Source organism: Dyadobacter sandarakinus (genome assembly GCF_016894445.1).
GTDB lineage: Bacteria > Bacteroidota > Bacteroidia > Cytophagales > Spirosomataceae > Dyadobacter > Dyadobacter sandarakinus.
The window spans coordinates 4,837,593-4,856,822 of sequence record NZ_CP056775.1; the positions used below are offsets into that span (position 1 = coordinate 4,837,593).

Below are 19,230 nucleotides of genomic sequence, written 5' to 3' on the forward strand. Positions count from 1 at the left end.
CCAGCAATGAATCCAATTTAGTTAGGTGCACTTGGTGAATTAATCTGGACGATCGGCCAGACACCGGGCCTTGGTACGCTTACACCCTTGGTTGCACCGCGTACCTTCGCATCAGGCCCGAAATAATACAGCGGCCAGCCTTTGTAGGTCAACTGTTTTTTTCCGAAAACATCGATCACCGAGAACAAAGATTTGTCCATCACAGATGGCAGGTCATTGATTTCCGAAATGTAAATCGGCCACACGCCATCGTTGCTGAAATCTTCCTTGGTGTAGTTGTTCTTCTTGTTTTTATCATTGGCAAATGCATAAAGCGTTCTGCCCATTCCGTCCACAAAAAACTGGGTCTCGGCAGTACCTTCGGTCTGATCGGCTTTGTACGACTTGCCGTCGTTGCCTACCAGCTGACCATTGGCCAGCATAACGGAATAGTTTGTTTTGGCCACAAACCAGACACCACCTACATTTTCACCTTTTACATCACCTGCGGCAACATCATCCTTGTAATAGTAGAGCGGCCAGCCTTTGTACGTCACCTGCTTGGCTCCGTCCGGACGGGTTATGGTTGAAAAAACAGTGGAATCAAGGCCGTCAGCCAGGTTGAGATCGGTCACTGTGAATGCAGGCCAGGCTTGCAGGCAGTTGCCCGTGCAGGTAGAAGCACCCGTAAGGTCCTTGGAAAAGAAATAAAGCGTACGGCCGTTTTGGTCGGCCAGTACCTGGCCCAGGGTTGTTGATTGCAGCTTGACATTGGCTGCCGGTTCAGGTGTGGTACCATCACCATCATTGTCTGAGCAGGAAATGGTAAACAACGCTACCAGGCTCAGGGCCCACAGCATGCGGGCGAATGCAAAAATTTTCATCGTACTCGAGATTTAATGTTAGAGATGAGCTGTTCTCTGGCGAGTACGATGAAAAATCTTTCAGGGTTGCGTCACTTTATATTAAACATTGCTCCAACCCTGTGCCGTGACTGGTACACGGTTGTCGGACTTGGTATGAAGCACCACTTCTTCCTTATTGTCGGTCATGTAGCCGATGAACGTGATCTTGGGATTGTTACGGATTTTTTCATAATCACTCTGCGATACCGTAAAAAGAAGCTCATAATCTTCTCCTCCGTTCAATGCAGCGGTAATTGCCCCGATATTCAGCTCCGATGCAGCCAGGAATGACTGATCGTCAATCGGCAGCCGGTCTTCAAAGATGACCGCCCCTACACCGGACTGTGCACACAAATGCAGCAGATCCGAAGCCAGCCCGTCGGATACGTCGATCATGGCGGTAGGAATTACACCTGCCTCTTCCAGCTCATACACTACATCCATGCGCGCCTCAGGCCGTAGCTGACGCTGGATCACATAATCTTTACCGTCCAGCTCGGGCTGCATTTGCGGGTTTACAAGAAATACCTGCTTCTCACGTTCCAGCAGCTGCAGACCCAGGTATGCACCGCCCAGATCGCCTGAAACGCATAGCAGATCATTGGGTTTTGCAGTATTGCGGTACGCGATCCGGTCTTTTTTTACCCTGCCCAAAACACTGACGGAAATAAGCAGGCCCGTCCGGGACGAAGCTGTGTCGCCCCCTGTCAGGTCCACATTGAAGTCGCGGCAGGCGGTTTTGATGCCCAGGTACAATTCATCTACAGCCTCCACTGAAAAGCGGTTGCTGAGCGCCACGTTTACGATCACCTGCCTTGGTATGCCATTCATGGCCGCAATGTCGGACACCGCTGCGGCAATAACTTTATAGCCGAGGTGTTTGAGGGGGAAAAATGTAAGGTCGAAATGAACACCTTCCAGAAAAAAGTCCGACGACAGCAAGCCGAAATCTTCACCGTTATCAATCACAGCCGCATCGTCCCCAATGCCCTTCACCGTGTCGGGAAGCTGGGTACTTACGCCTTCATTAATCCTTTTTATAAGCCCGAATTCACCCAGGCTGCTGATTTCTGTTCTTGTTTCCATTTTGTAAAAATACATAAAAAGCAAAGCCACTTCCCGGGAGAAGTGGCTTTGGATGTCTGAACTGAAAAACGTTTACGGGTTTGTCAGTGTATATTCGTTAATGGTACCTCCTGTTTTCGGACTGGCTGTGATGCGTGTAAGTACCAGCTTGGTGTCTTCAATGGAATTAATGGTAAACTCCAGTGTACCGCCGCTGCCAGTAGGGGCAGGATTAAGGCCGCTGAGGATCAGCTTGCTTTCGCCTTCCAGCGCCCAGTTGCCGGTAAAGGTACTTCCTTCAAACTCCGTATAAGTAGCAGTCTGTACGCCCGAGTTATTGGCCAGCGTAAGCCTGAATGATGCATAGCCGGGCACCGTATTGCTGGATCCTCCCCGGGTATATACCGCCGAACTTCCATGCTTTACCGATTCCGCCGTCCAGGCCTTGGCGATGCGCTCTGATAAAGGCTTAACCTTTTCCTTACAACCTCCTGCTATTAAAGTAATTACCAGGATAAAAACGCCGGTCAGCGCGTAATGTCTCTTCATATTCTGAGTTCCGGATTTCTTTTCAAACGCCAAGTTCCTACTTTTTAGTCTTATTGTCAAAATATTCCGGGAAGATCACTTTAAATTCCGCTGCACGGATGATATCCCTAACTTGCGGGAACATTGACGATTATGAAGGAGTATACAAAGGCACAGCTTGCACTGCGCAACGGCCAGGACCGGGAGGAAATCTGGTGTGCATACCGGGGCGTTATCTACGATGTAACATCCAGCAGGCTCTGGCGTAACGGGCACCATTACGAGCATTGGGCCGGGCAGGACCTCACCAAGGAACTCGGTGATGCGCCGCATACCGATCGTGTGTTCGACCGCTTTCAGGCTGTGGGAAAACTCCTGTAAAACTACTTTTTTCAATGACAATGCATTCAAGCTCCTACCTGATTGCCGATGCAGGCTCTACCAAAACAGACTGGGTGATTGTGCACCCGCCTGCCGGCTACCAGCGCATACAATCCGCCGGAATCAATCCTTTTTACCAGACAGCGGAAGAAATTATCCCGCTACTGGAAAATGAAGTAGTACCCTATGCAGGGGACCACGTGGAGCACATTTACTTTTTCGGAGCTGGCTGCGCAGATGATCGCTCAGGCCAGCCCGTGACCGCAGCACTCCGGGCCTGTTTTCCGAAGGTGCAAACACTGGAAGTTGCTTCCGATATGCTGGGTGCGGCGCGTGGACTGTGCGGGCGGGAGCCGGGCTTGGCCTGTATCCTTGGTACGGGGGCTAACAATGCATTTTACGATGGCCGGCAGATCGTCCGCTCCATTGGCTCGCTGGGCTTCTGGCTGGGCGATGAGGGCAGCGGGTCATACCTGGGCAAAACGCTCGTCGTGCATTATCTTCAGAATGAGCTTCCGGCTGAACTGCATGAGGCCTTCGCAGCAGCGTATCCCGGGATCAACCGGCTTTCGGTACTTGAAAATGCATACCGGAAACCCTACCCCAACCGCTACTTCGCGGCTTTTTCAACATTTATAGCGGGGCACATAGCCCACCCGTTTATGCGCGGACTGGTAAAGGAGGCTTTTTCATTATTTGTAAAAAAATACATCTGTAAGCACCCGGATACAGCCTCGTACCCGGTTCATTTTACGGGTTCTGTGGCATATTACTACCAGGATATACTCAGGGAGGTACTCGAAAGCCATGCACTCCAATGCGGCCACATTCTGCGCTCGCCGCTGGAAGGCCTGGTACAATATTATGGGAGGGACAGGCATGTGTAAGCGTTAATGAAATGTTAAAGGGCCTGTCCGCATGCATTTGCAGCGCCGGTAGGTGTTTTTAAAACCATTAACTTTATTGAACGTGAGCTAGTCCCTTGTGATGTCCAGACGAACTATTCAGCTACTGACCGTTTTTTCCGCTGCGCTTATTGTAGGCGTGGTCATTACGCAGATTTTCTGGGTAAAGCAGGCATTGCAGATCAGGCAGCGCCAGTTTAATCAGAATGCCCATGTGGCCTTGCAGGACGTAGCTTCCAAGCTGGCACATGTAAATGGGGTCATGCAAACCACCAACCCCGTGGAGCAGCTTTCACCCGCCTATTTCCTGGTCAATACCAACTCTACGACTCAGCCGGAGCTGCTGGAACATTTCATTAAGGACAGTTTTCAGAAGTATAACCTGATTGCTGATTTTCAGGTCGGCATTTATGACTGTACCACCAACCGTATCCGCTACGGCATGTCGCTCAGCACCAAAAACAGTGGCAAGACGCCTACCGTCACGACCAACTGGATCATGACCGACAAATATCCTTATTACTTTGGTGTGCGCTTTCCGGAGCAGGATACTTACCTGTCGGGCTCTATCAACGGGGCCATCTGGACGTCGGTGCTGGTGCTGGTGGCAGTCAGTGTCTTTGCATATGCACTTTTCATTATTCTCCGCCAAAAACAGCTGTCGGAAGTGCAGCGCGATTTTGTCAATAATATGACGCACGAGCTCCAGACCCCGATATCGACCATCCGCATTGCCGCCGATGTTCTTAATAATGACAATATTGTGACCCAGCCTGTCCGCTATAAAAGGTATGTGGGCATTGTACAGGATGAAATCATGCGCCTGCAGGGCCAGGTAGAAATGGTGCTGTCTATGGCCAAAGCGGAGCGGGGTGCATTGGCGTTGCAAAAAGAGCAGCTGGATGCATCCGCTGTGATCCGGTCTGTTCTGCTTCCTTTTGAAAGTAAGATCAGGTTCCAGGATAATGCGGCCAGTCATATCATTGAAGCGGACCCTTTCCATTTCAGGTGTATGCTCAACAACCTGGTTGACAATGCGCTGAAATATTCCGGCGACACCCCGGACATCCTGGTAGAAACCTACTCGAAAGGAAAATGCCTCGTCATAGCCGTGTGCGACAAAGGTGTGGGCATTGCGCCCGAGTACCAGAAGAAAATATTTAACCAGTTTTTCCGTATACCTTACGGCGATGTCCACAATGTAAAAGGCTTTGGTATCGGTCTCAGCTATGTGAAGCAGATCGTCCGTGCGCATCGCTGGCACCTCGACCTCGAAAGTGAGCTGGGTAAAGGCAGTACTTTCAAAATTACAATTCCGCAGAAACCAACCGAATGAAAAAGAAAATCCTGTACGCAGAAGACGATCCTAACCTCGCATTTGCCACAAAAGACAATCTGGAAGAGTATGATTATGAGGTAGTACATGCTGCCGACGGTGCTGAGGCGCTGGATTTCTTTGAGAAGGATCATTTTGATATCTGCGTGCTCGACATCATGATGCCCAAAATGGACGGTTTTACGCTGGCTGAAAAAATAAGGAATGCCGACAGCCAAGTGCCTATCCTCTTCCTGTCGGCCCGCTCCATGCAGGAGGACAAGATCAAGGGTTTAAAGCTCGGAGCTGATGATTATATCACCAAGCCATTCAGCATTGAGGAGCTCAAACTCCGGATTGAGGTTTTTCTGAGGCGCAGTAAGTCGGACATCGCTGTAAGTGCAAAGCCGGATACCGCCAGGATCGGGAAATATGCTTTTGATTTTCAAAAACTCAACCTGTCATTGGACGGACAAACGCAAAACCTGACCTTCCGGGAAGCAGAAGTTTTGAAATACATTTCCGAGCGCGCCGACCAGGTTATACGTAGGGACGAGCTGCTGAAGGCAATCTGGGGAGACGACGATTACTTCATGGGCAGGAGCCTGGATGTGTTCATTTCGAGGCTCCGGAAGTACCTTTCGGGCGACCCCGACATCCGCATCGACAATGTGCATGGGGTGGGTTTCCGCATGCGCTGGTAGTTAAAAAATCGGAAAAATATTGGAACTTGGTTTGCTCTGTGAAAAATATTTAAGCATATTTGCACCCTCATTTGGAAAAATTGTAAGGTTATGGCTAAGGTTTGTCAAATAACAGGTAAAAGAACTCGCGTCGGAAATAACGTTTCTCACGCTAACAATAAAACAAAACGCAAATTCTATCCGAATTTGCAGAAGAAACGTTTCTTCCTTCCTTCTTCAGGAGAATGGGTTACGTTGAAAGTTGCAACTTCCGCGCTTCGTACCATTAACAAGAACGGTATCGAATCCACTATACAAAAGGCATACGAAAAAGGTACACTTACCTTCTAAGATAAGAGACATTACGAATTTATTAGGAAAGGACTTCTTGCATACAGAAGTCCTTTTTTTATTTGCCGCCGCATGATCAATACCACTGTCCACAATGCTTTTCTCCTGCTTGGCTCCAATCTTGGCGACCGCGCGGAGGTGCTGCATGCTGCCCGGGAGCTGATCGCCGGCAGGGTAGGCAGGATTACTGTTACTTCTTCCATTTACGAAACCGCACCCTGGGGCCTGCTTGATCAGCCCGCTTTTCTGAACCAGGTACTCCGAGTTGAAACTGCATGCGAAGCTGAGGATGTACTGCGCATCATACTGGAAATTGAACATGAGCTGGGCCGGGTGCGTGAGCAGCGCTGGGGAGCCCGCCTGATTGACATTGACCTGCTCTACTTGGATGATATTGTGAAAGATAGCGCCCCGCTTACTCTGCCGCATCCCCGCCTTCACGAGCGCCGCTTTACGCTGGTACCACTTGCCGAAATCGCACCCGCTTTCCTTCACCCCCTTTTAAAACAAACATCCGCCCAGCTGCTCTCAGCATGTGCGGACGACAGTGTAGTAGTGCTTTTTTCTTGAAAAAATTACATCTTATTTTTAAGGCTGCTGCTTTCAGGTAGCGTCCATTCACTCCCGTTTTTTGCAGGTTCATCATTATTTTATGTCAAAATCCGCATCTTCGTCTTTGCTTTGCATGCTTCTCCTCCTACATTTTCAGCATTTCACAGCACTGTAAAGAAGGGTATACCGCATTTCAGTTGTCATGTTTCAGGAAAAAATTCAATCAGCGCATGAAAGGTAAATTAAGTACAATCATTCTGCTCACAATCCTTTTTGCCCTGCCCGGACTGGCGCAAACCAATCACACCGTCAGCGGGTACGTCAGGGACCAGTCCAATGGAGAAGGGCTCATCGGCGTCTCGGTGTATGTCCGGGAAGCACAAACGGGCGTAGTAACCAACTCTTACGGTTTTTACTCACTTACACTGCCCAGCGGCAGCTACACGGTGGTTTTTACCTACATCGGTTACCAGAAAGTATCACGGGAAGTTCAGCTCGATGCCGACAGGACGGTCAGTATTGAAATGTCCGATGCTACCAATGAACTTGCAGAGGTTACCGTTTCCACCCAGCGGGAAGACGAAAATGTGAAGAGCATTGAAATGTCAGTAAATAAGGTGGAAATGAAAACCATCCGCAAAATGCCGGCCCTGCTGGGTGAGGTAGACCTGATCCGGAGCATTCAGCTGTTGCCGGGTGTAACAACCGTGGGTGAAGGTGCATCGGGTTTCAACGTGCGCGGAGGAGATATTTCACAAAACCTGGTTCTCCTCGACGAGGCGCCGGTGTACAACTCTTCACATTTATTTGGCTTTTTCTCTGTCTTCAATCCCGATGCGGTCAAGGATGTAAAGCTCATCAAAGGAGGCATTCCGGCCCAGTACGGCGGGCGCATCTCGTCCATTCTCGATGTGAGAATGAAGGAAGGAAATACAAAAAAGCGGGAGGTCAACGGAGGCGTGGGTACCATCTTTTCCCGCCTCACCTACGAGCAGCCTTTTGCAAAAGGAAACGGATCGTTTATCGTGGCCGGACGCAGATCGTACATAGATATACTCGCCAAACCTTTCCTGAACTCCGATCTGAAAGATTCCCGTTTTTACTTTTACGATCTTACCGCCAAGGTAAACTACCGGCTGGGCGATAAAAATACCTTTTATGCATCGGGCTACTTTGGGAAAGACGTCTTTGGAGGCGGGGACTTCGGCTTCGGATGGGGGAATGCTACTGCCACTGCACGCTGGAACCATATTTTTTCAAACAAGCTGTTTTTGAACCTGACGGGCTATTACAGCAACTACGACTATTCGCTCGGCCAGAACCAGAACGATCCTGGCGCCAAAGACCGGTTTGACTGGAAGTCCAAGATCATCAGCACCAGTATCAAGCCTGATTTTACTTTTTACATCACCCCCAAAAACCAGCTCACTTTCGGAGGACAGTACATTTACTATGATACCCGCCCTGGCAAGGCCATTGCAGTGTCAGAAGGAGAAAATACGGATATCAGCCTGGATCCCAGGTATGCAGATGAATCCGCCCTGTACATTGGCAACGAACAGAAGCTTACCGACCGGATTTCGCTTCAGTATGGCTTGCGCTACTCTTATTTCCGTAGCCTGGGGCCGGGTACCGAGTATGATTATATAACATTAAAAAAAGGCTTGCGTAAAGTTCCTGCATTTCCCGGTACTACCTACGAAGATGGCGACGTGATCAAAAGTTACGGCAACTGGGAGCCCCGGGCTTCGGTAAACATAGGCCTTGGCGCCAATACGTCCATTAAGGCCAGCTACAACCGCACGGCCCAGTACCTGCATCTGTTGTCCAACACTGCCGCAAGTTCACCCCTGGATGTATGGACGCTCAGCTCCTATAACATTCGTCCCGAAAAAGCTGATCAGGTTGCACTAGGCTGGTTCCAGAACCTGCGCAACAATACGTATGAGGCTTCCGTAGAGGTGTATTATAAAAAAATGTACAATCAGATCGACTATGTGCCGGGCTCGGATTTGCTGCTCAACCAGTTTGTGGCGGGTGATCTGCTGTTTGGAGAGGGGCGTGCCTACGGGGCAGAATTCTACCTGAAAAAGAACAAGGGCAAGCTCACCGGCTGGGCCAGCTACACTTTGTCCCGCACCGAGCGGCTTATAGAGACTGTTAATAACAGCAACTGGTTTCCGGCCCGTTTTGACAAGCCGCATAATTTTACACTGGTTGCCATTTATGATCTGAAAAAAAGACTTTCATTGTCGGCCAACTTTACCTTTGCATCCGGTACACCTGCTACATTTCCTACCAACCGTTACGAGGTGGGAGGACTTTTGGTGGGCCACAATTACGCGGGCGGGCGCAACAACAACCGCATCCCGGCCTACCATCGCCTCGACTTTGCTGCCACGCTGCAATCCAGGCGCAAGCTTTTTAAATCTGGTCAGGGTGAGTGGGTGTTTTCTGTGTATAATGTTTATAACCGACGCAATCCGTTTTCTGTGTATACGCGTGGCAACGAAGACAATCCGTTGAAAGCCGAGGCAGTACGTTATGCCGTGATCGGCAGTTTTGTGCCGGCATTGACTTACAATTTTAAATTCTGACCATGAAAACAATGAAATATTTATCAGTACTAAGAAGCATGGCCGGGCTGCTGATCCTGACTGCGGGGCTCACCAGTTGCGAAGATGTGATCGACCTCGAAACCCAGAGCGGCCCGGAGCAGCTGGTCGTCGATGCGTGGATCAACAACCTGCCCGGCAGGCAAACCATCAGGCTTACCTGGTCGGCGGCGTATTTCAACAACAGTGCACCCAAGCCGGTACTTGGCGCAAGCGTCATTGTAACGGACAATCTGGGAAAGCAATTTGTATTCACCGACTCTGCCCAGACTGGAAATTATACCTGGGGAAGTACCCCGCTGGACACGCTAGGTCACATCGGGCGAACTTACCGGCTTGAAGTTAAGAATGCGAATGATACCTATACGGCTACTTCCGAGCTGAAACGCGTACCGGCGATTGATTCTCTTGTTTACCGTCATGAAAAGCTGCCTTTCACGCCTGACGATGGTCCGCGCGAAGGCTTTGTAGCCCAGTTTTATGCCCGCGATTTTCCGGGTGCCGGCGATACTTACTGGATCAAGCCCATCATCAATGGAAAAGCAGTGGTCAATAAGGCTGTGAATATTTCCATTGCCTACGATGCGGCATTTAGTGCGGGTGCTCCTTCGGACGGGCTGATTTTCATTCTTCCTCTCCGCGAGTCTATTACTACCGACTCCCTTTATTCAGCAGGGCAGGCAGTCGGGGTGGAGATCCACAGTATTACCAATAAGGCCTTCGAGTACCTTAAACTTGTTCGTGAACAGGCTTCCAATGGTGGTCTATTTGCCACGCCCATTGCCAACATTCCTTCCAATGTAGTGAATCAGAATTCATCCGGCGAGAAAGCACTGGGCCTTTTTTCAGCCTCCGCCGTAGTGCGTAAAGAAACGGTTATCGACCCCGAAAAAGCCCGGCCCGACGACGATTAAAATCATTTTACAAGTATGATAATCCACCGGCAGCATGGCTTGCAGGTGGATTTTTTGTTATATTTCTTTAAAAACAATAGTCATGAAAATCATTGTACTGGCTGCATGCATTGTACTCTCCCTGTCTGTCCATGCGCAGCGCGCACGCGATAAAGGTATCATCATCGGTGTACTGCCAACCGGCGCATTGAATGCAATCACCGATGTGGCAGGCGTAAAAGTAGGGCAGGTTACCTTGAGTGAAGGTGCGGATGTTCGTACCGGCGTTACGGCCATACTTCCGCATGAGGGTAATATTTTCCAGCAAAAAGTACAGGCTGCCATCTACATTGGAAACGGTTTCGGCAAGCTGGCCGGCTACTCGCAGGTGGAGGAGCTCGGCACGCTCGAGACCCCGGTTGTACTCACCAATACCCTCAGCGTACCCACGGCGTCAGAGGCAATTATTGACTGGGTGCTCAGCCAGCAGGGCAATGAGAATGTTCGGTCTGTGAATCCTGTAGTGGGCGAAACCAACGATGGTTTCCTGAATGACATCCGTGGCCGGCATATCCGCAAGGAGCATGTACTCAATGCACTGGCACAAGCCGAAGCCGGGCCGGTTGCAGAAGGGAATGTGGGGGCAGGTACAGGTACCGTGTGTTTTGGTTTCAAAGGCGGCATGGGTACCGCCTCGCGTAAGCTGCCGGTAAAGCTGGGTGGCTATACCGTGGGTGTTCTGGTACAAACCAACTTTGGAGGTGTACTGCAAATCAATGGGGTTCCTGTGGGAAAGGAGCTGGGAAAATATGCTTTTAAGGACCAGCTGGACAAGTCTTCCGACGGCTCGTGCATGATGGTGGTCGCCACCGATGCGCCGCTCGATGCCCGCAACCTGAAAAGACTTGCCAAACGTGCCATGCTGGGTATGGCAAAAACAGGCGGAATTGCAGCCAATGGAAGCGGCGACTATGTAATCGCATTCTCCACCGCAAACCGCGTACTCCACGATGCGCCGGAGCCGGCATACAATTCCAACTTCCTGCATAATGATTATACTTCTCCCGTTTTCCTGGCTGCCATAGAGGCTACCGAGGAGGCTATTGTCAACTCGCTTATTGCCGCAACCACCATGACCGGCACCCAGGGGCACCAGGTAGAGGAGCTCCCCAAGGACAAGCTCACCGAAATTCTTCGAAAATACGGCCGGCTCAAAGAATAGGTAACATTACGTATTCCGTCGCAGGTAAGTATCAGAAATCATCAACGTATACAGGTAAAAGTAAGCGGAATCCAGTAGGGGTTTTCCTTGTAAAGTACCTGTTGTTTTCAATTACGGGTACTGAATCAGGGGAAAATACCCGTTTTTGCCAGAATAGGGCAAACCGGGTAGTCTTACCTGAATTTTCCTGTACTTTACCGTATTGACCAGCCATTGTTTCGGGGCATACCTTTGAATCATTATTTCACATACCCCGGTTCAAATTATGGAACACGCTGTAACACATGCCTGCCTCGTGCATCCGCATCCCCTTGAATGTGAAGCCGTAGCGGAGTGGCTAAGGAAAAAATCTTACATCGAACTGGTTGGTAAGTGTGCCAGCCTCGAACAGTTTGCCTTGCTTTCCTACCTCAGGGACATTGATATGGTGCTGGTATTCGCCCACCATACCGGCCAGGTTGCGGAGCAGGTCTTGAAAATCCGTAAACAGAATTCGCGTATCCGGTTCCTGCTGCTCGCTCCCGGCGCTTCGGCGGAGTCCATCCGGGAAGTGGTACGGTCCGGGGTAAGTGGCTACATCGTGCCCGAAGCCGAGCTCGACGAATGGGAGCGCTCCGTGCGCGCAGTGGCCGAAGGTAAGGTTTACTACGGGCAGGAAATCATGCTCAAACTTGCGGAAACCGCTCCCGATGATATGGGCAATGATCCAAACCGCAGCAAAAAGGACTTTCTCAGCAAGCGCGAAGTTGAAATACTGAGGCTGGTAGCCAGTGAATATTCCACCAATCGAATTGCCAATGAGCTTTGTATCAGCGATAAAACGGTTGAAACGCACCGGCGCAACCTGTTCCAGAAGCTGGGTGTAAAAAATGCGGTCGGGCTCACCAAGGCGGCCGTCAGGATGGGCGTAGTGTAACATTCTATTCAGGGAAAACCCCTGGACTTTCACATCATACCCTGAGAAAAATTCAGGGTTTTACCAATCAAAAATCAGGGTATCTGCCGATTGAATGCGTGCCTGCGATCAGGCAACTTTGTCTAAGTATTTCAATTATGGAACTGACAAAGCGCGAATCCGAAATCCTGGCCCTGATCATGGACGAGCTGAGCTCGAAAGAAATCGCCTCAAGACTGCACATCAGCATTTCCACCGTGGAGGTTTACCGCAGAAGTCTTTTCAGGAAGTTCGGTGTCAAAACGGTGATAGGGCTCGTAAAAACAGCCATGAAAATACACATTCAGGATACATGCTTTTAATATAAAATACAATGGCAGAAGTCCGGCATTTGGCAGTAAACTGGGTTGACGGGATGAAGATCTCGCGCCAGCATTTTACCGAAACTGATCATTACCATACCGATCAGCTCAGATTGGGCTTACAGGCTGGTCTCACTACCCTGACCTATGGATTGCTGCCGCCGGACACGTCTGAATCGCTCAGCATGCAGGTACTCGGCGATACCAGCAGGCAGGTGCGCATTGAGGTGCATACGTGCAGGGCCATCATGCCCAATGGTATGCTGCTGAACATCCGGGAAGAGGACGGATTAAGGCTGGATACTGCCGTGCCCGGCATCCTGGAACAGTATCATCTGCCTGATGGTCAGCCTTATACATTTTATATTGTAATAGCAGTGGATCCGTTCAAGCGGCAGATCACGGGCAAGCCGCTCGACTCGGAAGTGCCTGTAAGACATCCGTATACAATCCCCGCATGTACCCTAAGCCTGGTACCGTCGGGCTTTGTGAATGCAGGTCAATGGAGCGGGAGCGGGCTGCTGATCGGGAAAATAGATTATGCCAATACAGAGCTGCATGTAGTGCACGAGTTCATTCCTGCTTGCACAACTGTAAAAAGCCATAAAAACCTGCGCGAATGGTATAACAAAGCCGGTACGCTCCTCAGCGATATAGAAACGGCATCCTTCCGCATTCTGCAGAAGATCAGGACCAAAAATCAGAAAAGTACCTTGTCGGACAGCATTCAGGTACTTGTTGAAAAGCTTGTCAATGTATTAGCCATGAATCAGATTACCTTTCAGCGCCTGAGTCCCAGCCAGCCTCCTGCCTGCATGGTTGTGCAGCTTGTGCAGGTGGCTGGCAGCATCCGCTCCGTGCTGGAATGTCTTACCGAAAGAGAGAAAGAAGAAGTCCTAGGATACCTGGGAGAGTGGGCAGATGATACCCCCGGGAGCCTTGAAAAGCAGGTACTATCCGTGTTGCAGGTACCTTATGAGCACAATGAAGCCTTGCCGTGCCTGCAAACCATCGGTCATTTTCTGGAAGTGTGGGCAGCCTTGTTCATCAAGCTCAGTCAGCTCGAATTTATTGGAAAACGCAAAGGTCAGCAGGTATTTATCATAGAAAGCCCTGTGCAAGATCCGCCCCAGCAGGACAAGCCGCGGCCGCGGTGGAGCCCTATCTAGTTTTTGCACAAAACAAAAAGCAACATGGAGCCCGAAAACAAGCAACAAAGAAAGTCTGCCATCGGGAGGTTTGTGGGCATGTACATGCTCTCGCTTACATTCCCCATCGCCGCGGTACTGCTGCTGCTGAAGGTACCGGACGCAGTAGAGTCCACCGCCTCGGACCGGTACCGGGAGATTGTGGAAGAGCAGGAACCGCTGCTGACCGATACCGATACCCTCAGCCTGATTTCACGCAAGCTGATCCAGCAGGACGGCATATACAGCAGTGCTACCGACGAAATGGCCAGGGCCACGGCCCGCACGCAGCTGGTGGATATCGAAAGCAGGATCAATGGTATCATGAGTCACTTCAATGTGCTGGCAGCATCGGCCAGGAATGAGCAGAACAAGAGGCTGAGTACCGGGGTGGCACGGTTGACGGAGGCTCTGGTCACATACCGCCAAACCATTGGCGAACTAAGGAAAACGCTGGACAGCAAAGGCATTGACATACAGGTTATGAATGATCTGCGCAGCCAGATCAACCTGAAAGACCTGGAAATAAAAAGTATGGAAAGACAGCTGCTCGCCGGAGCTATGGCAGGAGCTGGCGGTGGTGGAGGCGGTGGCGGCGGTGATACGAAAGACTTGCAGGCAAAGCTCACAACAGCCCAGCGCGATCTGGAAAATTGCCGCTCCGGGCGCTCCGGCGGAGATGCAGGTTTGCAAAAGCAACTTGACGATTGCATCGCCGCCAATGCAGGAAAGGCAGTCACTTACCGCGAGTGGCTCCGGTTTTCGGAGGGGGAGGGATACTACCAGCTGCTGACCCAGGGAAACCTTCGCAAAAACGACCGTAAAGTGTGCTACGAGCAGGCCAAGCAGATTTTCGACGGTCTGCAGCTTTCTACCGCCAATCGGGAAATGAAAACAAAAGCCACGGAAAGGCTCGCCGGTTTACAAAAAAATCAACCCTGACGAAGCCGCTTTTTACGCCTAAACCAACAACCAAGATGCAAACCGAAGCACTTAAACATGCATTGACCATCGCCCGATCGCTGGCACGCGAGTACCGCCAGGAACGTTTTGGGCCCGCACACCTGCTCATGGCATTGCTGCACGCGGATGTAGGGCTGGCCTCCGAGCTGATGATTGCGGGTAAAGATGTAGGTTACCTGCGCGACTGGGCCGAAGTGCGGCTGGAAGAATGTCCGAAGTCGGTAAAAGTGCCCGAAGTACCCGGCGCTGATGAAGCTGCCGCCGCCTGCCTTGAACTGGCAAACCTGGTGGCCATGCAGCTCAACTGTGATACCGACCCGCTCTGTACGCTTGCGGCACTCCTGAAACCAGGCATTGCATTTTCGGCTGCACAGCTCAAATCACTGCCATTGACACAAAAAGAAGTGCTTGCGCTGGGTCAGAGCAATGCAGCAGCACCTGAAACCGTCAGGAGCCAGAACCCCGGCAGTGCACCTGCAAGTCAGGGGCAGGGCTACCTTGAAAAATTTACGACAGACAAAACACAGAAAGCTGCTGCCGGAAAAATGGATGCGATCATCGGACGTGACCGGGAGATCAGGCAAATGGCCGAGATCCTTAGCCGGCGCAGCAAGCCCAATGTAATCCTGACCGGTGAGCCGGGCGTAGGAAAGTCGGCGCTGGTAGATGGTTTTGCAATGCTGATTATGGATAAAAAAGTGCCTCAGCTGCTGCAAAATGCAAGATTGATCGAACTTGATACCGGGGCGCTGGTAGCAGGTGCTTCCTACAAAGGAGAGATCGAGGAGCGTATAAAAGGTGTGCTGGCCGCATTGAGGACGCTGGACAAGGCTATTTTGTTTATTGACGAAATACATGTTTTGCTGGACCCGAAAGGATCAATCGGGACGGGCGTGGCGCAGCTGCTGAAACCGGAACTGGCGCGGGGTGAGCTTACGATCATCGGCGCTACCACAACCGAAGAGTATCGCAGGTACATCGAAAAGGACGAGGCTTTTTCAAGAAGGTTTGAGGTGCTGAAGGTAGACGAGCCCGATGAAGCTGCTGCTACCCGCATGATCGAGCACCTGCTGCCGGCGTATGAGCAGCATCATGGCCTTCGTGTGGCAGCAGGTACAGCAGCGAAAGCTGTAAAGTTGTCGAAGCGATATATCAAAGACCGGCGTTTACCGGACGTGGCCCTCGACCTGCTCGATCGTACGATGGCCGCCATGCGCCTCATGGATGAAGTATCCGAAAATGAGATCAATGAACTGCAAGCCGGGCTTGAAGCACTTTCGGCTGTGGATGAGGCAGAGCAACTGCATGAGCTGCGCTGGTTTGCCCGGCAGCTTGGCGAGCGGCTGAGCCCGCTACTCACAGGCAGAATGGAGAAAGAGCCGGATTCTGTACCCGAAGATCCTGAGTATCTGTATCATCAGATTGCTGGTCAGCTTGATGCACTGCGTGTGCTGGCGGCTGAGCGGACGGGTATGGTTGGGAAAAATGAAATTGCTGCAATTATCTCGGCCAAAACCGGCATCCCACTGGGAAAACTGCAAAGCTCCGAGCGCGACCGGCTGCTGGAAATAGGAGAGGTGCTGAAAAAAAGGGTTCTGGGTCAGGATCATGCCGTGAAAGCATTAAGCGAGGCCATCCTCGAATCACGCTCCGGGCTGATCAGGCCCGGACAGCCTATCGGATCTTTTTTCCTGCTGGGGCCCACGGGTACTGGCAAAACAGAAATTGCAAAAGCACTGGCCGATTTTCTGTTCAATGACGAGTCCTTTCTGATCCGATTTGATATGTCGGAGTTCAAGGAGGAGCATTCGGCAGCGCTGCTCTACGGTGCGCCGCCGGGCTATGTAGGCTACGAAGAAGGTGGCCTGCTGGTGAACAGGATCCGGCAAAAACCTTATTCAGTCGTTTTATTTGATGAGATCGAAAAGGCGCATCCATCTGTGTTTGACCTTTTTTTACAAATACTGGACGAAGGCAAGCTGCATGACCGGATGGGTAAGGAAGGCGATTTTTCCAATGCAGTCATCCTTTTTACTTCCAATATCGGGCAGGAGCACATTGTAAAAGAGTTTGGCCAAGGTCATGTGCCGGCTTCTCAGGACCTCATGGAAATCATGGCCCGGTACTTCCGCCCTGAGTTTCTGGCAAGGCTTACCGAAATCATCCCGTTTGCACCTATAAGTGAAGACCATGTGGTTGGAATATTTGACATGCACCTGCGCGGACTCACGGACATGCTCGAAAAACAAGGCATTACGCTGGACATTTCGGCAGAGGCCCGAAGGCAGATTGCCATGCAGGGTTTTACACCCAGGTATGGCGTACGCCCGCTCAAAGGCGTGATCCGGAATTTGCTGCGGCGGCCGATCAGCCGCATGATCATTGCAGGGGAAATCGGGAAGGATACGGTGCTGTGCATTGATACCGACGAAAATGGCGCAATCACCTGGAATCCTAAAAGTGTAGTTCCGGAAGGGGTAAACTAACCAGCCATGACCTATCATATCTTTCTGAAATCAAGAAATTGGGACTCGGTACTATTACCCCTGGACGATCATCAGCTGGACCTTACATTTCAGTTCAGGGTGTTTTTGGAAAAAATAGAACCAACTGAAAAAAGGGTTGTCCTTGACCTGGTATGTGATGGCCAGGGACATGTGACGGAAATCGGAACCTGGCACAAGTACCACATTGATCCATGGGCACCGGGTCAATGGGAGGATTTTGAGCGCAAATTCAGGAATACAGTGATTACGTTCTGGGACAAACAGTTTGAGCTGGTTCCCAACCAGCCCTGGTTACCGACCCGCACCGGGCTGGCAGCCGCAACAATCAACTGCGGGATAGCCGTAGAAATCGTAAAAACCAGCCCGCAGCAGTCGCACGTGAAGTGTGAGGTGTTCAACACCCGTGCTATGCCGAAAACCATGCGCAGCGCCGTCGCTGTGGACCTGGTACCCAAGATAGCGCTGCTCAACCGTACCGACGTGGACATGGACGTGCTGCATTGGGAGCCGCATATTTTCCGCAGGGAACCCAACCTGACGAAAGTCAATGGTGAGCCGCATGCGGTGGATTATTTCAGGAGCGTGCTGGCGCACGAGTTTGGGCACGTACTGGAGTTACCCCATGTACGGGGTACAGGAAATATCGCCGGAGACTACGGGAGCGAAGACATTGCGTATGCCGACACCATCATGGGTATGGGCTCCCGGATGATCAGTAAATACGCAGAACCCTGGCTGAAACGGCTGGAAATGCATTTGGTACGTCGCGTACCTCAGGACCCGTCAGTGAGGTTTACAGCCCGGGTGAGCAGGACACAGCTTGATACCCACTGGGACCATGGCAGGCTGATCCATGTTGGCGGGGCTCTGTCCATACCTGCTGACGCGTTCGGCAGACCGTAAAGTCATTATCAATCGAGGAAAATAATCATGGCAAAGATCGACTATCAGTTTGATTACGAAGATATTTTCGCAAACCAGGATGCGGAGGATGAAAAGTACTTTTCAGAAAATGGCTTGCCGATCAGGGCATTGCGGCTGTACAACTTCAAAACCGATGTGGCCCAGCTGATTGACAATCATAAGGTTGGTATTTACAACCATATATACATGCCGATGCGGTCGCAAACAGATTACTGGATCAACCTGGTGGGGTATGCCAGTAAAATAGGTAACCGCTCACACAATATGAACCTCTCGCTGCAAAGGTGTGCCGAAGTGCAGAAGGAGATCGTGACGGGTAAAAACCGGTTGTATGTGGCCGAGTTCAGGAAAACCGTTGCCCGGGGTTCCGACGCAAGCCCCGATAATCCCGGTGACGACTTCGGGTACTGGAGGTCGGTAAAGATATATGTGCACAAAGGCGCGCCGCCTCCGCCATTACCTGCTCCCAAGCCCCCGGTTTCCAGACTCGTGACACAGCGGTTTGCGCTCAAAATGATGGGAGGGCAGTCCCTGTCGTTGTTTAAGTTCCTGGGCCGCGATGAGTATGTGTTTCAGATCAAAGACGTGGATTCGGGTGCGGTGAGATGCTTCCTGTACCGAGGAACATCCGTATCGGTAGGTTTGCCCGGCATGCCCGTTTCCATTAGCGGATCCAGCGATTGGGTGCCTTTTTCGACCATCTCACATTTTGCATTGACCGTCGATGACTTTAATAATGTGATGATGGGCGTTGGGCAGGAACCCGGCATTTCGGCAGGGTCTACTTCAGTGAGGGGACTATTTTACATTGATTTTGGACGAATGGTCGACAGCCAGCAATTCGTAGTCCGGGAAACAGAAATTGTTCCGCCTATCCTCGTACTGTCGGCCGATACAGGCGCCGGTATTTCAGGAAGCTTTGGAAAAAGCAACGGCAGGCTCAGGATGGTAACCTGCCCGAAAGATCCCACCGTGCCCGATTGGGCCTGATGTTCTAT

General features: G+C 51.1%; 19 protein-coding genes. 16 read left to right on the forward strand and 3 right to left on the reverse strand.

Annotated elements, in window-relative coordinates; all coding sequences use genetic code 11:
* Nucleotides 1-17: 17 nt before the first annotated feature.
* From HWI92_RS19805 to HWI92_RS19815, 3 genes are all read right to left on the reverse strand, one after another.
* Nucleotides 18-863, reverse strand: coding sequence for a hypothetical protein (locus tag HWI92_RS19805; RefSeq protein WP_229248342.1), 846 nt, complete (start codon nt 861-863; stop codon nt 18-20).
* 81 nt (nt 864-944) lie between these two features.
* Nucleotides 945-1,970, reverse strand: a complete 1,026-nt coding sequence (thiL, locus tag HWI92_RS19810; RefSeq protein ID WP_204658507.1) for a thiamine-phosphate kinase — start codon at nt 1,968-1,970, stop codon at nt 945-947.
* A 72-nt stretch (nt 1,971-2,042) separates the two neighbouring features.
* Entirely contained in the window at nt 2,043-2,498 is a 456-nt protein-coding gene (locus tag HWI92_RS19815) for a hypothetical protein (RefSeq protein ID WP_204658509.1), read from the reverse strand.
* Nucleotides 2,499-2,630: 132 nt separating this feature from the next.
* Here HWI92_RS19815 and HWI92_RS19820 point away from each other — a divergent pair, with 132 nt between their 5' ends.
* The 16 genes from HWI92_RS19820 (at nt 2,631) to HWI92_RS19895 (ending at nt 19,222) form a co-directional block, all read left to right on the forward strand.
* On the forward strand, nt 2,631-2,858 hold the full coding sequence (locus HWI92_RS19820) for a cytochrome b5 domain-containing protein (RefSeq protein WP_204658511.1): 228 nt from the start codon (nt 2,631-2,633) through the stop codon (nt 2,856-2,858).
* A gap of 14 nt (nt 2,859-2,872) precedes the next feature.
* On the forward strand, nt 2,873-3,745 hold the full coding sequence (locus HWI92_RS19825) for an N-acetylglucosamine kinase (RefSeq protein ID WP_229248350.1): 873 nt from the start codon (nt 2,873-2,875) through the stop codon (nt 3,743-3,745).
* Nucleotides 3,746-3,845: 100 nt separating this feature from the next.
* On the forward strand, nt 3,846-5,099 hold the full coding sequence (locus HWI92_RS19830; protein ID WP_204658513.1) for a sensor histidine kinase: 1,254 nt from the start codon (nt 3,846-3,848) through the stop codon (nt 5,097-5,099).
* The gene (locus tag HWI92_RS19835) at nt 5,096-5,782 is read left to right on the forward strand and encodes a response regulator transcription factor (protein ID WP_204658515.1); all 687 of its coding nucleotides are present in this window, start codon (nt 5,096-5,098) and stop codon (nt 5,780-5,782) included. Before HWI92_RS19830 ends, HWI92_RS19835 begins: the two co-directional genes overlap by 4 nt.
* A 90-nt stretch (nt 5,783-5,872) precedes the next feature.
* A complete protein-coding gene (gene rpmB / locus HWI92_RS19840) occupies nt 5,873-6,112 on the forward strand; it encodes a 50S ribosomal protein L28 (protein ID WP_204658517.1) in 240 nt (79 codons plus the stop codon).
* Between the two features lie 72 nt (nt 6,113-6,184).
* On the forward strand, nt 6,185-6,682 hold the full coding sequence (folK, locus tag HWI92_RS19845) for a 2-amino-4-hydroxy-6-hydroxymethyldihydropteridine diphosphokinase (RefSeq protein ID WP_204658519.1): 498 nt from the start codon (nt 6,185-6,187) through the stop codon (nt 6,680-6,682).
* A 212-nt stretch (nt 6,683-6,894) separates the two neighbouring features.
* Nucleotides 6,895-9,261, forward strand: coding sequence for a TonB-dependent receptor (locus tag HWI92_RS19850; RefSeq protein ID WP_204658521.1), 2,367 nt, complete (start codon nt 6,895-6,897; stop codon nt 9,259-9,261).
* An 11-nt stretch (nt 9,262-9,272) separates the two neighbouring features.
* A complete protein-coding gene (locus HWI92_RS19855; protein WP_229248353.1) occupies nt 9,273-10,193 on the forward strand; it encodes a DUF4249 domain-containing protein in 921 nt (306 codons plus the stop codon).
* A gap of 82 nt (nt 10,194-10,275) precedes the next feature.
* On the forward strand, nt 10,276-11,394 hold the full coding sequence (locus HWI92_RS19860; RefSeq protein WP_204658525.1) for a DmpA family aminopeptidase: 1,119 nt from the start codon (nt 10,276-10,278) through the stop codon (nt 11,392-11,394).
* Nucleotides 11,395-11,659: 265 nt separating this feature from the next.
* The gene (locus HWI92_RS19865; RefSeq protein WP_204658527.1) at nt 11,660-12,310 is read left to right on the forward strand and encodes a response regulator transcription factor; all 651 of its coding nucleotides are present in this window, start codon (nt 11,660-11,662) and stop codon (nt 12,308-12,310) included.
* A 137-nt stretch (nt 12,311-12,447) separates the two neighbouring features.
* A complete protein-coding gene (locus tag HWI92_RS19870) occupies nt 12,448-12,651 on the forward strand; it encodes a response regulator transcription factor (RefSeq protein WP_204658529.1) in 204 nt (67 codons plus the stop codon).
* An 11-nt stretch (nt 12,652-12,662) separates the two neighbouring features.
* On the forward strand, nt 12,663-13,820 hold the full coding sequence (locus HWI92_RS19875; protein WP_204658531.1) for a hypothetical protein: 1,158 nt from the start codon (nt 12,663-12,665) through the stop codon (nt 13,818-13,820).
* A gap of 24 nt (nt 13,821-13,844) precedes the next feature.
* Complete coding sequence (locus tag HWI92_RS19880) at nt 13,845-14,780, forward strand: hypothetical protein (protein WP_204658533.1); 936 nt, start codon at nt 13,845-13,847, stop codon at nt 14,778-14,780.
* 35 nt (nt 14,781-14,815) lie between these two features.
* Entirely contained in the window at nt 14,816-17,287 is a 2,472-nt protein-coding gene (locus tag HWI92_RS19885) for an ATP-dependent Clp protease ATP-binding subunit (RefSeq protein ID WP_204658535.1), read from the forward strand.
* A gap of 6 nt (nt 17,288-17,293) precedes the next feature.
* On the forward strand, nt 17,294-18,211 hold the full coding sequence (locus tag HWI92_RS19890) for a hypothetical protein (RefSeq protein WP_204658537.1): 918 nt from the start codon (nt 17,294-17,296) through the stop codon (nt 18,209-18,211).
* Nucleotides 18,212-18,238: 27 nt separating this feature from the next.
* Nucleotides 18,239-19,222: an OmpA family protein gene (locus HWI92_RS19895; RefSeq protein ID WP_204658539.1), complete on the forward strand. Its 984-nt coding sequence runs from the start codon at nt 18,239-18,241 to the stop codon at nt 19,220-19,222.
* Nucleotides 19,223-19,230: the final 8 nt, after the last annotated feature.

What these genes read in the sequence shown, in the direction of transcription:
- HWI92_RS19875 (WP_204658531.1), top strand. Translation starts at nt 12,663, where the DNA reads ATGGCAGAAGTCCGGCATTTGGCAGTAAACTGGGTTGACGGGATGAAG.
- HWI92_RS19890 (WP_204658537.1), top strand. Translation starts at nt 17,294, where the DNA reads ATGACCTATCATATCTTTCTGAAATCAAGAAATTGGGACTCGGTACTA.
- HWI92_RS19850 (WP_204658521.1), top strand. Translation starts at nt 6,895, where the DNA reads ATGAAAGGTAAATTAAGTACAATCATTCTGCTCACAATCCTTTTTGCC.
- HWI92_RS19805 (WP_229248342.1), bottom strand. Translation starts at nt 863, where the DNA reads ATGAAAATTTTTGCATTCGCCCGCATGCTGTGGGCCCTGAGCCTGGTA.
- HWI92_RS19820 (WP_204658511.1), top strand. Translation starts at nt 2,631, where the DNA reads ATGAAGGAGTATACAAAGGCACAGCTTGCACTGCGCAACGGCCAGGAC.
- HWI92_RS19895 (WP_204658539.1), top strand. Translation starts at nt 18,239, where the DNA reads ATGGCAAAGATCGACTATCAGTTTGATTACGAAGATATTTTCGCAAAC.
- HWI92_RS19865 (WP_204658527.1), top strand. Translation starts at nt 11,660, where the DNA reads ATGGAACACGCTGTAACACATGCCTGCCTCGTGCATCCGCATCCCCTT.
- rpmB (WP_204658517.1), top strand. Translation starts at nt 5,873, where the DNA reads ATGGCTAAGGTTTGTCAAATAACAGGTAAAAGAACTCGCGTCGGAAAT.
- folK (WP_204658519.1), top strand. Translation starts at nt 6,185, where the DNA reads ATGATCAATACCACTGTCCACAATGCTTTTCTCCTGCTTGGCTCCAAT.
- HWI92_RS19825 (WP_229248350.1), top strand. Translation starts at nt 2,873, where the DNA reads ATGACAATGCATTCAAGCTCCTACCTGATTGCCGATGCAGGCTCTACC.
- HWI92_RS19870 (WP_204658529.1), top strand. Translation starts at nt 12,448, where the DNA reads ATGGAACTGACAAAGCGCGAATCCGAAATCCTGGCCCTGATCATGGAC.
- HWI92_RS19830 (WP_204658513.1), top strand. Translation starts at nt 3,846, where the DNA reads ATGTCCAGACGAACTATTCAGCTACTGACCGTTTTTTCCGCTGCGCTT.
- HWI92_RS19835 (WP_204658515.1), top strand. Translation starts at nt 5,096, where the DNA reads ATGAAAAAGAAAATCCTGTACGCAGAAGACGATCCTAACCTCGCATTT.
- thiL (WP_204658507.1), bottom strand. Translation starts at nt 1,970, where the DNA reads ATGGAAACAAGAACAGAAATCAGCAGCCTGGGTGAATTCGGGCTTATA.
- HWI92_RS19860 (WP_204658525.1), top strand. Translation starts at nt 10,276, where the DNA reads ATGAAAATCATTGTACTGGCTGCATGCATTGTACTCTCCCTGTCTGTC.
- HWI92_RS19855 (WP_229248353.1), top strand. Translation starts at nt 9,273, where the DNA reads ATGAAATATTTATCAGTACTAAGAAGCATGGCCGGGCTGCTGATCCTG.
- HWI92_RS19880 (WP_204658533.1), top strand. Translation starts at nt 13,845, where the DNA reads ATGGAGCCCGAAAACAAGCAACAAAGAAAGTCTGCCATCGGGAGGTTT.
- HWI92_RS19885 (WP_204658535.1), top strand. Translation starts at nt 14,816, where the DNA reads ATGCAAACCGAAGCACTTAAACATGCATTGACCATCGCCCGATCGCTG.
- HWI92_RS19815 (WP_204658509.1), bottom strand. Translation starts at nt 2,498, where the DNA reads ATGAAGAGACATTACGCGCTGACCGGCGTTTTTATCCTGGTAATTACT.